The organism is Pseudomonas sp. 05N36, from assembly GCF_056397385.1.
In genome coordinates this window covers 287,636-301,475 of record NZ_JBFTNH010000003.1, presented here as the reverse complement: position 1 = coordinate 301,475, position 13,840 = coordinate 287,636, and the positions used below count along the sequence as shown (strand labels likewise).

Genomic DNA, 13,840 nt, shown 5'->3' with positions numbered 1-13,840 from the left:
TGCTGTTTGCCGATCATCGAGCCGTTGCTGGATCGGGTGGTGCATCCTGTTCAGCCTCGGCTTGATGCTCGATTGGCCGAAGCTTGAATCGGCAGACATTGCCGCCCCGTACCATGCACTCCGTATGGTCGACTTCGGCCCCCCCCAGCGTCCCGATCAACGCCAGATCCAGCTCACACACCACCGGATAGGCCGCGGCCAAGCGGTGGAAGACGCAGTTGTGCGCGACGATTTCCTTGTCGTCGGATGAGCGAAAGAACACCTGCGCTTCGTATCCCGTCTGGTTCATGTGCTGCACGATTTTTGTTTCGTCAACCACCTGACGTTCAAGGTCCAGCGCCAGTTTGCGGCCCATACGGCGCATCAGCGAAGCCAGTTCGACGGGGCCGATGATGTCGGCGACTTCTTCAATCAGCGCACTGGCCAGCAATTGATAATGGCGAGGGAACTGCTCCCGCGCATGGTCTGTGAGCTGATACAGCTGCTCCGGTCGCCGGCCTGTCGGACGGGTTTCGCCGCGCAGCACCAGTCCGTCCCGCTCCAGAGCCGCCAGATGCTGGCGTATCGCGGTGCGTGTGACAGCCAGTTGCTCAGCCAACTCGTCAATGCTCATACCGCCCGCGTGGTGCAGCAGCGCATTGAGCAGGTCCTGCTGTGTACGGCCCAATCCTTCAAGCATGGTCTGCACTCGCTCGGTATCAGAACTTGTCCGGGAACTGTTTGACCAGTGCCGCCGTCAGTGTGTCAGCCAGCGCCAGTATATGGGCGCGCATCATGTGCCAGGTCTTCGCTTCACCGGCATAGTCGTGCGCGGCGAGTTGGTCGATCTGGGCGACGTGGTGGCCGCCGTGAGCTGCCAGCATCGTCACCAGCGTGCTTTCAGGCAGGTTGGGGTTGGCTTTGGCGAGAAATGCCGCAATGGCCTTGGCATTGCTCGTCAGTTCTGTGACAGCGGCCTGTTGGCCCTTCTTGTCTTTGGCGACAGTGGCGTCGCTGTAATGTTTCACCGCACCCCAGTGACCGGCAAGCAGCTTGAGCAGTTGATCGGCAGCGGGCTGGCCATACAGCGGAGCAAGGCTGTTGGCGATGCGGGTTGCGTTGTCTACCACCTGAGCGGCGGCGACCTGGGCTTGTTGATGGTTAGCGGCCTGGTTGGCTATCGCGTAATTTCTGGTCCAGAAAATATGCTCGACCCAAAGGTCACGTATTGACAGGCGCGTAGTGAGCGCAGCGCTTTCGGCTGGTGCAGGCGAGGCGGGGGGAGTTTGACTCCAGGCGGGCTGGGCGCAGAGCGCCAGCAGCAGTAAGGCCAAGGTTTTGATATTCATGACGACACCCTCTTGTTGTGGGATTGTCCAACAATATCAATTGAAGCATATAAATATGTTTTTATTGGGTGTGGGCCGAAATCGCAGATCAACGGTCGTCCTGTGCGTAGTTATCACTGCATTTACGGCCCAGCGAGGGGAGGTCAATCGACCACAAACAGTTTCGCCCCCGTCTCCGTCGACGACCGGTGAGACTCCGCATTATCTGCCACCTGATAGCTCATGCCGGGTTTCAGTACGAATTGGCGGCCATCTTCGAGTTCGGTGTGCAGTTCGCCTTCAAGGCACAGCAGGATGTGGCCCTTCGAGCACCAGTGGTCTGCCCGATAACCGGCGGTGTATTCGATCATTCGCACACGAATTGCGCCGAACTGCTGGGTGCGCCAATAGGCGCTGCCGATTTCGCCAGCGTGGACGGAGGGTTCGACGGTCGACCAGTCGGTGGTGCCGAACGGGATGGCTGCGATATCCATGGCGATCTCTTGAAGTCGGGAGAGAGAACCGATTTACGCAGCTGGCGGCAGGTTGTCAATTGACGGGATTTCTCCAGAAGCTGAACCCAGGCTGTCAGCCTGCAATGTTTCATTATGTTTCAGCTGATCTGGCGGCGTAGGATGCTTGACTCGGATCGTGCATCGCCTCGTTTCCAGCCAAGGGGAACTGAACAATGAAGTTGAACCTCGCCAAAGTCTTTTTGATCACCGGCACGTTGTTATTGAGCGCGTGCTCTGGGGTGACAACCAGCAGCTGTTTTTCAGAGGATTGCCATCAATTCGACGGCCGTAGTGCCAACAAGATGAGTTTTGGTGGTAGCCCGATCGGCAACAGCTTTAATCAATACAGTTCGGGGCTGTTGCAGCACGACTGATTGGGGCATTTGCAAACTGGATACGCCGATGGCAATCATCGGCGTATTGATCTCTGTGTTTCCACAATCCTAAACGTACGGCTGACCGCTGAATCCCCGTGGGAGTCGTTGCTGGCCCGGCATATCGCTGAGTCTTTTAATCCAGGACGCGCGCCAATCAATCGAGGCGTGGGCTACTTTGGCTCTACGCGCCGCTCGACGTGCAGCGTTGCGAGCGTCTTTTCGGGCGTCCTTGAACGCGTCGGTATTGCGGCAGCTGCGGCATTTGACCCGGGAAAATTCAGTCGTAGAGGCGAGGTTGCTGCCATGGCGGCCGCAGGCCAGGTGCCCGGCAGTCTTATAGTGAGTCACCATCAGTGGATCTCCTTTGCAAGGATTACGGCGTAGCGCACGGGTCACTTGCCACATCCCTGTCGGTGACTCTGCTCTTCTGTCTGGACTCGCTGCCCGTTCAACGGTGTGAGGGTGGTCAGAGGCCGCGATCCCATTACTATTAATGACACCTGGGTGACCGACGCGTTCGATGTGAAATGTCGAGGACTGCACGGGGGTGTTTTTCTTCAATACAGGCCTATCAGCGTTCTCCTACTTTGAGCGCCGGGATGTCCCGTAGTTATTGAAGAAGGTGTGCAATGAGTCTGATCATTTCCATGGCCGCGTTTGCGCTGGCGTCGTCGATCACCCCTGGGCCGGTGAACATCGTTGCACTGAGCTCTGGCGCGCAGTACGGCTTTCGCGCCAGCCAACGGCATGTAGCGGGTGCAACGCTGGGGTTTGTGCTGTTACTGGTGTTGATGGGGTTGGGCCTGCATGAACTGCTAAAACTCTGGCCATCGCTGACACGGGCGGTGCAGTTGTTCGGGGTGGCGTTCCTGTTGTTCATGGCCTGGAAGCTCGCCACTGACGATGGGCGGCTCAGTGCGGGTGATTCAGGGCAAGCGCCGACGATGTTCTACGGCGCGCTGATGCAATGGCTGAACCCGAAAGCCTGGCTGGCCTGTGTCGCGGGGATGGGGGCTTTTGTTGCCGATGGCGAGGCGCAACTGGTCTGGCAGTTTGCGGCGGTGTATCTGGTGGTCTGCTACCTGTCGGTGGCCTGCTGGGCTTATGCCGGGACCTTTCTGCGACAGTACCTGAGCAATGCCGACGGTATGCGGTTGTTTAACCGGTTCATGGCGTCGTTGCTGGCGGTGAGTGCGGGCTACTTGCTGTTGCCATAAATCTCGGGCTTCAACCGCGATACTGACCCGGCGTCGCGGCCAAATGCTGTTTGAACGCTCGCTGAAAATGCGCCTGATCAGAGAACCCGGCTTCCAGCGCCACGTCGGCAATCAACTTGCCCCGACGCAGTTGGCTGCGGGCGAACTGGATGCGATGGTTGACCAGAAACGCGTGGGGCGTCATGCCGTAATGCTGCTTGAAAGCACGGATCAGGTACGACGCCGACAGATCTGCCGCCTCGCAGATGTCTTCGAGTTTCAGCGACTGGGTGCAGTTGTCGCGGATGTACTCGGCCGCTCGCTCCAGCTTGAGGTTGGGTTCGCGAACGCTCAATTCAGCCGGATTGAGCGTTTGCTGCACTTCAGTAAAAAACGCTACGGCGGCACTGTGTTTTTGCAGCGTCTCCAGTTGTTCGTCGAGCAGTACGTCATATAGCTGATTGAGCCCGCTAAACAGCCCGGCGTCGTCGCAGTGGGTGGTTGAAAAGCGCCGAAAGTCCAGCTCTTTGCTGAACCCCAGTTGATGCTGAAGGTCGTTCAACCACGGCGTATCGACATACAGCATGCGATAAGACCAGGGCTGATTGTCGATCGGGTTACAGGCATGGACATCGCCGGGGTTCATCAGCACCACGGTGCCGCTGCCGACTTCAAACGCGGCGTGTTCATGGAGATAGGTGCTGCGCCCGGCGGTAATCGCACCGATGGAAAAAAACTCGTGGGAATGTCGGGCGTAACAGACTTCGCGGCCATCGGCGATGGAGCGCGCTTCGATGAAAGGCAGTGCGTCATCGCGCCAGAAGCGAGGGGCTTTGTCGGCATTTTTGGCGATGGCGTGTTTCATCCGCGAGCGTCCTTTGGCAGTTCAGTTGGGGAGTGTATTAGCTCTCGCCATTAAAGGCTCGCTCGAGTGTAGCGATGTCGAGTTTCTTCATCTGCAACATCGCCTGCATGACGCGCTGGGATTTGGCGGTGTCCCTGTCGGTCATCATGTCCATCATCACCACGGGCACGATTTGCCAGGACAGGCCGAACTTGTCCTTGAGCCAGCCGCATTGCTGGGCCTGTTTGTCACCGCCGGCAGACAGCGCATTCCAGAAGTGGTCGATTTCATATTGGGTATGGCAGTTGACCTGGAACGAGATGGCCTCGGTGAAGCGAAACACCGGGCCGCCATTGAGTGCGGTAAAAGTCTGGCCATCGAGCATGAAGCTGACGGTCATCACCGAACCCTCGGGCCGGCCATGGAGCTCGAAACCGGCTTTGCCATAGTGAGTGATGGCGGTAATGGTCGAGTGTTCGAACACCGAACAGTAGAACTGTGCAGCAGCTTCGGCCTGATCGTCGAACCACAGGCAGGGCGTGAGTTTCTGAATGCGCGACATGAAGGTTCTCCTCCAGGAATGATCCGGCTGGACTGTTAGCGTAGTCAGCCGATGGTCGTCAGGCGTAACCGTCAATCGACAAGCCGCGGGTGTAGGTCGGTTGATGGTTTGAAACACAGGGCTGCTTCCTGGGAAGTGGCGCTTTTTTGTGACCGGTGGTCGCGCAAACCAAGGCTTCGGGAAAATTGCGCTTAGCTCAATGGATAAACCGAGGCGCGCGTAGGCAGTCGTTGCCGCAGTGACGCCCTGAAAGGACATCAGTGATGTGACTGAGGAGACCGCCGTGCTGACGCTCAATATCAATGGCAAAGACCAATCCCTGGATGTGCCCGGCGACATGCCGCTGTTGTGGGTATTGCGCGATGTCGCGCACTTGACCGGCACCAAGTTCGGCTGCGGCATGGCCCAGTGCGGTGCCTGCACGGTGCATGTCGACGGCGCGCCGTTGCGCTCCTGCATCACTCCGGCGGCAGCTGTCGCCAACGGGCAAAAAATCCTTACCATCGAAGGTTTGTCGAGCGACGGTTCGCACCCGGTGCAACGCGCCTGGGCCGAGATCGACGTGGTGCAATGCGGTTATTGTCAGTCGGGGCAGATCATGTCGGCGGCGGCTTTATTGGCGAAAATCCCGTCGCCGAGCGACAGCGATATCGATCAGGCACTGTCGGGCAATATCTGTCGGTGCGGGACCTATCCGCGCATTCGGGCGGCGGTCAAACGTGCTGCGCAAATCGGGGAGGCATGACGATGAACGCAAAGATCGAGACTTCTCGACGGGACTTTTTGAAAAGCAGTGCCGTGCTCGGTGCTGGTTTGGTGGTGGCGTTTGTCATTCCGGGGAGCAATCGCTTCGCGCAGGCGGCATCGACGCCGGACGCGGTGTTCGCCCCCAACGCTTTTTTGCGCATCGCCCCCGATGGCAGCGTGACCATTCTGTTGGGGCACTCCGAAATGGGGCAGGGGATCTGGACCGGCCTGACCATGTTGATCGCCGAAGAACTGGACGCCGACTGGACGAAGATCCGCGTCGAGCATGCGCCGGCATCGGCGGTCGATTATGGTCTGCCGGCCTTCGGTAACATGCAGATTACCGGCGGCTCGACTTCGACCTGGATGGAGTTCGACCGCTACCGTCAGGCCGGCGCAGCTGCACGCTTGATGTTGATCGAGGCCGCCGCCAAGCGATTCAACGTCGCACCCTCGAAGGTACGGACCGAACCGGGCGTGGTGATCGCCGGTGATCAGCGCGCCACTTACGGTGAGTTGGCCAGTGACGCCGGCAAGCTGCCGGTGCCCGATCCGGCGTCGATCAAGCTCAAGGACGCCAAGGACTGGAAGATCATCGGCAAACCAACCAAACGCCTGGATACCCCGGAAAAAATCACCGGCCAGGCGAAATTTGGCATGGATGTGCAGTTCGATGGATTGCTGACGGCCATGGTTGCACGTCCGCCGGTATTTGGCGGCAGCGTCAAATCATTCGACGGTGCAGCGGCATTGGCGCTGCCGGGCGTGCATAAAGTCGTCCAGGTGCCGACGGGCGTCGCGGTGGTGGCCGACCATTATTGGGCCGCGAAATTAGGCCGTGATGCGCTGAAAATCGACTGGGACCTGGGCCCCAATGCCGATCTGGACAGCGACGTCTTGCTGCAAAACTTCCGCAAACTGGCTGCGATCCCCGGGACCCCGGCCAGCCAGGCGGGCGACATCAGCGCCGCGTTGAGCAAGGCAGTGAAGACGATTGATGTTGAATACAGCGTTCCCTACCTGGCGCATGCGCCGATGGAGCCGCTCAACTGCACGGTGAAAATCACCCCGGACAAATGCGAGATCTGGACCGGCACCCAATTCCAGACGCTGGACCAAATGATCGCGGCGAAAATCACCGGGCTCAAACCCGAACAGGTCGAGATTCATACCGAATTCCTCGGAGGCGGTTTTGGCCGTCGAGCCAATCCGACCTCGGACTTTGTCAGTGAAGCGGTGCAAGTCGCCAAGGCGGCCGGTGCGCCGGTGAAAACCGTCTGGTCGCGGGAAGATGACATACGTGGTGGTTACTACCGCTCGGCGTTCCTCCATAAGGCGCGCATTGGCCTGGACGCCAAGGGTATGCCCCAGGCCTGGCAGCACGTACTGGTCGGGCAGTCGATCATGGACGGTACGCCATTCGAAGCGACGATGGTCAAGAATGGCGTCGACGCCACCTCGGTCGAAGGCGTGGCCGACAGCCCCTACATCAAGGGCCTGGCCAACCATCTGGTCGATCTGCATTCGCCGAAAACCGGCATCAGCGTGCTGTGGATGCGTTCTGTGGGGCACACTCACTCGGCATTTGTCGTCGAGTCATTGATCGATGAGCTGGCCACGGCGGCCGGAAAGGATCCAGTGGAATACCGACGGACCTTGCTCAAGGAGCATCCGCGCCATCTGGGCGTGCTGAACCTGGCAGTAGAGAAGGCCAACTGGAAGGCGCCGCTGCCTGCGGGGCACGCGTTGGGCGTGGCGGTGCATGAGTCTTTTGGCAGTTACGTTGCGCAGGTGGCCGAGGTGTCCCAGGACAACCTGAAGATCCGCGTGCACCGAGTGGTCTGTGCGGTCGATTGCGGTGTTGTGGTGAACCCGGCGAGCATCGCCGCGCAGATGGAATCGGGCATCACCTTTGGCCTGGGGTTCACCTTGCACAGCAAGCTGACCTTCAAGGACGGGAAAGTGGTGCAGTCCAACTACCATGACTTTCAGGTGTTGCGCCTGAATGAAATGCCCGTGGTCGAGGTGCACATCGTCCCCAGTACTGAAAAACCGGGCGGCATAGGCGAGACCGGGGTGCCACCGACGGCGCCGGCAGTGGCCAATGCGGTGTTCGCCCTGACCGGGCAACGCTTGCGTGAACTGCCCTTGCAACTGGCAGGGGTGTGAGATGCGACGACGCTGAAAGCTACTTGGCGAACAACTGGCCGATGTCCTTGAACGCCTTGAACTCCAGCGCGTTGCCGCACGGGTCGAACAGAAACATCGTCGCCTGTTCGCCTACCAGTCCTTTGAAGCGAATACCGGGCTCGATCACGAAGCGCGTGCCCAGCGATGTGAGTCGTTCGGCCAGGGATTCCCATTCTTCCATCGACAGCACCACGCCGAAATGCGGGACCGGCACGTCGTGACCGTCCACCGCATTGGTGTGGGCGGACTCCTGGGTGGCGGTTTTCGGGTGTTCGTGGATGACCAATTGATGGCCGAAAAAGTTGAAGTCCACCCAGTGTTCGCTGGAGCGTCCTTCCTCCAGGCCGAACACCTGGCCATAGAAAATCCGCGCGGCAGCAAGGTCATACACCGGAATGGCCAGATGAAAAGGGGAGAGACGCATGGTGTTCAAGCCTCGATGACAGGGAAGTTGAGCTGATTCTAGTCTTGTGATTTTTGATTAAAAGACGATAATTTTTGCCTCCAGCTCAAATAAAATCGATCAATCGAGGCGCTCATGCTGCGTGAACTGAAAACCTTCATCGCAGTGACTCGCTATGGCACGTTCGCCGCAGCCGGCATGCACATTGGCCTCACGCAATCGGCCGTCAGCGCGCAAATGCGCAACCTGGAGCAGGCGCTGGGTATTCGCCTGTTTGACCGCACCGGGCGTCAAGCCATCCTCAACGCGGCCGGGCAGCGGGCGTTGCCGATGGCCCGGGAAATCCTCGAAACCTTTCAGCGCATGGCCGTCAGTGACGACGTCAGCGAGTTTCGCGGCGAATTGAGGGTCGGCGCTGTGGCGACTGCCCAAACCGGTCTGCTGCCTCAGGCGTTGTTACGTTTGCGGCAGCAGGCGCCGTTGCTCGAGCCAAAACTGGTGCCCGGCGTGTCACTCAACCTGTTGAGTCAGGTCGACGCTGGCGAACTTGATCTGGCAATCCTGATCAAGCCACCCTTTGAACTGCCCAAGGAACTGTCGGCCCAGGTGATCCGGCGGGAGCCTTTTGTGCTGATCGTGCCGCCGGACCTTGAAGGCGAGGATCCGTTGCAGATACTCAGCACGCATCCGCAGGTGCGTTATGACCGCAACTCGTTCGGTGGCCGTCTGGTGACAGGCTTTCTGCGCGAGCAGCAGATTGAAGTCAAAGTCGCGCTGGAGCTGGATGAGCTGGAAGCGATTGTAAAAATGGTCGAGTGCGGCCTGGGTGTGGCGCTGATTCCCCGGGCGGGGCTCTGGCTTGAGTATGGAGCGAAAGTCAGGATCATCGCGCTGGGCGAACTGACGTTCTATCGGGAGATCGTGCTGTTGCAGCGCTACAGCCAGCGTACACAACCGATCCAGCAGTTGTTTGCGCGATGTCTGACACAGATCGAAGATTGAACACAAATCCCTGTGGGAGCGAGCCTGCTCGCGATGAGGCCGTAACATTCAACATCAATGTCGCCTGTCAGTACGCTATCGCGAGCAGGCTCGCTCCCACAGTGGTTCGTGGTGGGGCTGAAATGACCGGCACAAAAAACCCGCCAATCGGCGGGTTTCTTGTTAACGCGCGAAGATCACTCTTCGATGTTGCCCATGGCGGTGGTGTTGAAGCCGCCGTCCACGTACATGATTTCGCCGCTGATGCCGGACGCCAGGTCCGAGCACAGGAAGGCGCCGGCGTTGCCGACTTCGTCGATGGTGACGTTGCGACGCAGCGGCGTTTGCGCTTCGTTGGCGGCCAGCATTTTACGGAAGTTCTTGATGCCGGAAGCGGCGAGGGTGCGGATCGGGCCAGCCGATACGGCGTTGACGCGGGTACCTTCCGGGCCCAGGGAGCCGGCCAGGTAACGTACGCCAGCTTCCAGGGAAGCCTTGGCCATGCCCATCACGTTGTAGTTCGGCATGGTGCGCTCGGCGCCCAGGTACGACAGGGTCAGCAGGCTGCCATTGCGGCCTTTCATCATCTCGCGGCCCGCTTTGGCCAGGGCCACGAAGCTGTAGGCGCTGATGTCGTGAGCGATGCGGAAACCTTCACGGGTGGTGGCTTCGGTGAAGTCGCCGTCCAGTTGGTCGCCCGGAGCGAAGCCAACGGAGTGCACGATGCAATCCAGGCCGTCCCATTTTTTGCTCAGTTCTTCGAAAACCTTGGCGATTTCTTCATCGCTGGCCACGTCGCACGGGAAGCACAGCTCAGGGCCCGAACCCCAGCCTTGTGCGAACTCTTCGACACGACCCTTGAGTTTGTCGTTCTGATAAGTGAAGGCAAGCTCAGCGCCCTCGCGATGCATGGCGGCAGCGATGCCGGATGCGATGGACAGCTTGCTGGCGACACCGACGATCAGTACGCGCTTACCGGCGAGAAAACCCATGTGTTGCTCCTCTTTCAGGTTATTGCGCAGTGGCTGGTGCCAGGAAAGCGGCCTCCAGCAACTGCTGTGTATAAGGATGTTGCGGTGCGGCAAAGATACCTTGCGCATCACCTTGTTCGACCACTTGGCCGTGCTTGATCACCATCAACTGGTGACTCAGCGCTTTAACCACCGCCAGGTCATGGCTGATGAACAGATACGTCAGGTTGTACTTGCTTTGCAGTGAGCGCAGCAGTTCAACCACTTGGCGTTGCACGGTGCGGTCGAGGGCCGAGGTCGGCTCGTCCAGCAAGATCAACGCCGGTTTCAGCACCAGGGCTCGGGCAATGGCGATTCTCTGCCGTTGTCCGCCGGAAAACTCGTGGGGATAGCGGTGCCGGGTTGCCGGGTCCAGACCGACCTCCTTGAGTACCGCGATAATCGCCAGCTCCTGCTCGGTCTCTGTACCGATCCGGTGTATCCGCAGGCCTTCGCCGACGATCTGGCTCACGCTCATCCGTGGGCTCAGGCTACCGAAGGGGTCCTGAAACACCACCTGCATTTCCCGCCGCAGCGGCCTTACCTGTTGCTGCGACAGGCAGTCTAACGACTGGCCTTCAAAACGGATCGCGCCTTTGCTGGCAATCAACCGCAAAATCGCCAGACCCAGCGTGGACTTGCCCGAACCGCTCTCGCCGACAATGCCCAGGGTCTGTCCCTGAGGCAGGCTGAAGTTGATTCCGTCCACGGCTTTGACGTAGTCGACGGTGTTGCGCAAAAAGCCTTTTTTGATCGGGAACCAGACTTTCAGGTCCTCGACTTGCAGCAAGGGCGGGCCAATGACATTGGTTGCCGGGTTGCCACGAGGCTCCGCTGCCAGCAGTTCCCGGGTGTAAGGATGCTGCGGCGCGCGGAACAACTCCTCGCACGACGCCTGTTCGACGATGCAACCCTTCTGCATGACACATACGCGATGCGCGACTCTCTGGACCAGGTTCAAATCGTGGCTGATCAGCAGCAGCGCCATGCCCAGACGGGCTTGCAGCTCCTTGAGCAGTTCGAGGATTTTCAGCTGAACCGTCACGTCCAGCGCGGTGGTTGGTTCGTCGGCGATCAGCAGTTCCGGTTCGTTGGCCAGGGCCATGGCGATCATCACGCGCTGACGCTGGCCACCGGACAATTCATGGGGCAGGGCCCTGAGCCGTTTGCGCGGTTCGGGAATCCCCACCAGTTCCAGCAGCTCCAGGGTGCGCTGGGTCGCGACCTTGCCGGTCAGGCCTTTGTGAATCCCCAGTACCTCGTTGATCTGTTTCTCGATCGAGTGCAGCGGGTTCAGCGAGGTCATCGGCTCCTGAAAGATCATCGCGATCCGGTTGCCACGAATGTGCCGGATGGTTTTCTCTTTCAGCGACAGCAGGTCATGCCCGGAGTAGCTGATGGTGCCGGTGGGGTGGCGCGCCAAGGGGTAGGGCAGCAGGCGCAGGATCGAGTGCGCCGTCACCGATTTGCCGGAGCCGCTTTCGCCGACCAGTGCCAGGGTTTCACCGCGCTTGATGTCGAAGCTGACGCCTTCCACCACCCGTTGCACGTGGTCACCGACCACAAACTCGACAGAGAGGTTGCGCACTTCGATCAGATTGTCCTGATTCATTTCACTTCCTCGGGTCGAAGGCATCGCGAGCGGACTCGCCGATAAACACCAGCAAACTCAACATCAGCGCCAGCACCGCAAAGGCGCTCATGCCCAGCCACGGCGCTTGCAGGTTGGATTTGCCCTGGGCCACCAGTTCACCCAGCGATGCACTGCCTGCCGGCAGGCCGAAGCCGAGGAAGTCCAGTGCGGTCAGGGTGCCGATGGCGCCCGTGAGGATGAACGGCATGAAGGTCATGGTCGAGACCATGGCGTTGGGCAGGATGTGCTGGAACATGATTGCGCCGTTCTGCATCCCCAGCGCGCGGGCGGCGCGTACGTATTCCAGGTTACGCCCACGCAGGAACTCGGCGCGGACCACATCAACCAGGCTCATCCAGGAAAACAGCAGCATGATCCCCAGCAGCCACCAGAAGTTTGGCTGCACGAAACTGGCGAGGATGATCAGCAGGTACAGCACCGGTAAACCCGACCAGATCTCCAAAAAGCGCTGCCCGGCCAGATCGACCCAGCCGCCATAGAACCCCTGCAAGGCACCGGCAATCACGCCGATGATCGAACTGAGAATGGTCAGCGTCAGCGCAAACAGCACCGACACCCGGAAGCCGTAAATCACCCGCGCCAGCACGTCGCGGCCCTGATCGTCGGTGCCCAGCAGATTGTCTGCCGAGGGCGGTGCCGGGGCCGGGACTTTCAGGTCGTAGTTGATGCTTTGGTAGCTGAACGGGATCGGCGCCCACAAGGTCCAGGCGTCCTTGGCCTTGAGCAGTTCGCGGATGTACGGGCTCTTGTAGTTGGCTTCCAGCGGGAATTCACCGCCGAAGGTGGTTTCCGGGTAACGCTTGAGCGCCGGGAAATACCATTGGCCGTCGTAATGCACCGCCAGCGGCTTGTCGTTGGCGATCAGCTCGGCACCGAGGCTCGCGCCAAACAGGATCAAAAACAGCCACAGCGACCACCAGCCGCGCTTGTTGGCCTTGAACCGTTCGAAACGTCGGCGATTGAGAGGGGACAGGTTCATCTCAATGCTCCCGGTGTTCGAAGTCGATCCGTGGATCGACCAGGGTGTAGGTGAGGTCGCCGATCAGTTTCACCACCAGCCCCAGCAGGGTGAAGATGAACAGGGTGCCGAACACCACCGGGTAGTCGCGGTTGATCGCCGCTTCGAAACTCATCAGGCCCATGCCGTCGAGCGAGAAGATCACTTCCACCAGCAACGAACCGGTGAAGAAAATCCCGATGAAGGCCGAAGGGAAGCCGGCGATCACCAGCAGCATGGCGTTGCGGAACACATGGCCGTAGAGCACGCGGTGCCGGGTCAGGCCCTTGGCCTTGGCGGTGACGACGTACTGTTTGTTGATCTCGTCAAGGAAGCTGTTTTTGGTCAGCAGGGTCATGGTCGCGAAGTTACCGATCACCAGTGCCGTCACCGGCAGCGCGATGTGCCAGAAGTAATCGCGGACCTTGCCCATCCAGCTCAATTCACTGAAGTTGTTCGAGGTCAGGCCGCGCAGGGGGAACCAGTCCAGGTAGCTGCCGCCGGCAAACACCACGATCAGCAGGATCGCAAACAGGAACGCCGGGATCGCGTAGCCGACGATGATCGCCGAACTGGTCCAGACATCGAAGTGGCTGCCGTGCCGGGTGGCCTTGGCGATCCCCAGCGGGATCGACACCAGGTACATGATCAGCGTGCTCCAGAGCCCGAGCGAAATCGACACTGGCATCTTTTCCTTGATCAGGTCGATGACCTTGGCGTCACGGAAGAAGCTGTCGCCGAAATCCAGGGTCGCGTAGTTCTTGATCATGATCCACAAGCGTTCCGGCGCCGACTTGTCGAAGCCGTACATGTGCTCGATTTCCTTGACCAGCGCCGGGTCCAGGCCCTGCGCGCCGCGATAGCTGGAACCGGCCACCGAGACTTCGGCACCGCCGCCGGCAATGCGGCTGGTGGCGCCTTCGAAGCCTTCGAGCTTGGCGATCATCTGTTCCACCGGGCCGCCGGGGGCGGCCTGGATGATCACGAAGTTGATCAGCAGAATGCCGAACAGGGTTGGAATGATCAGCAACAGTCGCCGAAAAATATACGCCAGCAT

General features: G+C 59.6%; 16 protein-coding genes. 5 read left to right on the top strand and 11 right to left on the bottom strand.

From position 1 onward, the window contains the following. Positions 1-13 precede the first annotated feature (13 nt). The 3 genes from AC1DIH_RS06145 to AC1DIH_RS06135 all read right to left on the bottom strand — a co-directional run bounded on the left by AC1DIH_RS06145 (position 14) and on the right by AC1DIH_RS06135 (position 1,801). Positions 14-679: a helix-turn-helix transcriptional regulator gene (locus AC1DIH_RS06145; protein WP_477771006.1), complete on the bottom strand. Its 666-nt coding sequence runs from the start codon at positions 677-679 to the stop codon at positions 14-16. 19 nt (positions 680-698) lie between these two features. Continuing rightward, positions 699-1,328 carry a hypothetical protein gene (locus AC1DIH_RS06140; RefSeq protein WP_477771005.1) on the bottom strand — a complete coding sequence of 210 codons (630 nt, stop codon included), beginning with the start codon at positions 1,326-1,328 and terminating at the stop codon, positions 699-701. Positions 1,329-1,471: 143 nt separating this feature from the next. Further along, positions 1,472-1,801 carry a DHCW motif cupin fold protein gene (locus AC1DIH_RS06135; protein ID WP_477771004.1) on the bottom strand — a complete coding sequence of 110 codons (330 nt, stop codon included), beginning with the start codon at positions 1,799-1,801 and terminating at the stop codon, positions 1,472-1,474. Between the two features lie 194 nt (positions 1,802-1,995). On the opposite strand from AC1DIH_RS06135, the gene AC1DIH_RS06130 reads away from it, so the two are divergent. Next, on the top strand, positions 1,996-2,196 hold the full coding sequence (locus AC1DIH_RS06130; protein WP_477771003.1) for a hypothetical protein: 201 nt from the start codon (positions 1,996-1,998) through the stop codon (positions 2,194-2,196). Positions 2,197-2,265: 69 nt separating this feature from the next. Here the strand turns inward: AC1DIH_RS06130 and AC1DIH_RS06125 are convergent, their stop codons facing one another. Continuing rightward, positions 2,266-2,550, bottom strand: coding sequence for a hypothetical protein (locus AC1DIH_RS06125; RefSeq protein WP_031319492.1), 285 nt, complete (start codon positions 2,548-2,550; stop codon positions 2,266-2,268). Positions 2,551-2,828: 278 nt separating this feature from the next. Between AC1DIH_RS06125 and AC1DIH_RS06120 the strand changes: the two genes are divergently transcribed. After that, a complete protein-coding gene (locus tag AC1DIH_RS06120; RefSeq protein WP_477771002.1) occupies positions 2,829-3,416 on the top strand; it encodes a LysE family translocator in 588 nt (195 codons plus the stop codon). Between the two features lie 10 nt (positions 3,417-3,426). On the opposite strand, the gene AC1DIH_RS06115 is transcribed toward AC1DIH_RS06120, so the two are convergent. Together AC1DIH_RS06115 and AC1DIH_RS06110 are read right to left on the bottom strand one after the other, a co-directional pair. After that, positions 3,427-4,260 carry an AraC family ligand binding domain-containing protein gene (locus tag AC1DIH_RS06115; RefSeq protein WP_477771001.1) on the bottom strand — a complete coding sequence of 278 codons (834 nt, stop codon included), beginning with the start codon at positions 4,258-4,260 and terminating at the stop codon, positions 3,427-3,429. Between the two features lie 37 nt (positions 4,261-4,297). After that, the gene (locus AC1DIH_RS06110; RefSeq protein WP_477771000.1) at positions 4,298-4,801 is read right to left on the bottom strand and encodes a VOC family protein; all 504 of its coding nucleotides are present in this window, start codon (positions 4,799-4,801) and stop codon (positions 4,298-4,300) included. A 283-nt stretch (positions 4,802-5,084) separates the two neighbouring features. Here AC1DIH_RS06110 and AC1DIH_RS06105 point away from each other — a divergent pair, with 283 nt between their 5' ends. Beyond that, complete coding sequence (locus AC1DIH_RS06105; protein WP_054598315.1) at positions 5,085-5,546, top strand: (2Fe-2S)-binding protein; 462 nt, start codon at positions 5,085-5,087, stop codon at positions 5,544-5,546. Positions 5,547-5,548: 2 nt separating this feature from the next. Then, positions 5,549-7,717 carry a xanthine dehydrogenase family protein molybdopterin-binding subunit gene (locus tag AC1DIH_RS06100; RefSeq protein ID WP_477770999.1) on the top strand — a complete coding sequence of 723 codons (2,169 nt, stop codon included), beginning with the start codon at positions 5,549-5,551 and terminating at the stop codon, positions 7,715-7,717. A gap of 19 nt (positions 7,718-7,736) precedes the next feature. Here the strand turns inward: AC1DIH_RS06100 and AC1DIH_RS06095 are convergent, their stop codons facing one another. After that, a complete protein-coding gene (locus AC1DIH_RS06095; protein ID WP_477770998.1) occupies positions 7,737-8,162 on the bottom strand; it encodes a VOC family protein in 426 nt (141 codons plus the stop codon). Between the two features lie 114 nt (positions 8,163-8,276). Here AC1DIH_RS06095 and AC1DIH_RS06090 point away from each other — a divergent pair, with 114 nt between their 5' ends. Next, positions 8,277-9,143: a LysR family transcriptional regulator gene (locus AC1DIH_RS06090; RefSeq protein WP_477770997.1), complete on the top strand. Its 867-nt coding sequence runs from the start codon at positions 8,277-8,279 to the stop codon at positions 9,141-9,143. A 176-nt stretch (positions 9,144-9,319) separates the two neighbouring features. On the opposite strand, the gene fabI is transcribed toward AC1DIH_RS06090, so the two are convergent. The 4 genes from fabI to AC1DIH_RS06070 are packed head-to-tail and all read right to left on the bottom strand — an operon-like array spanning position 9,320 to position 13,840. Continuing rightward, positions 9,320-10,114: an enoyl-ACP reductase FabI gene (fabI, locus tag AC1DIH_RS06085; RefSeq protein ID WP_477770996.1), complete on the bottom strand. Its 795-nt coding sequence runs from the start codon at positions 10,112-10,114 to the stop codon at positions 9,320-9,322. 19 nt (positions 10,115-10,133) lie between these two features. After that, positions 10,134-11,744 carry an ABC transporter ATP-binding protein gene (locus tag AC1DIH_RS06080; protein ID WP_477770995.1) on the bottom strand — a complete coding sequence of 537 codons (1,611 nt, stop codon included), beginning with the start codon at positions 11,742-11,744 and terminating at the stop codon, positions 10,134-10,136. Position 11,745: 1 nt separating this feature from the next. Then, positions 11,746-12,765 (bottom strand): ABC transporter permease, encoded by a 1,020-nt coding sequence (locus AC1DIH_RS06075; protein WP_054597120.1) that lies wholly within the window; start codon positions 12,763-12,765, stop codon positions 11,746-11,748. Between the two features lies 1 nt (position 12,766). Further along, entirely contained in the window at positions 12,767-13,840 is a 1,074-nt protein-coding gene (locus AC1DIH_RS06070) for a microcin C ABC transporter permease YejB (RefSeq protein ID WP_347929894.1), read from the bottom strand.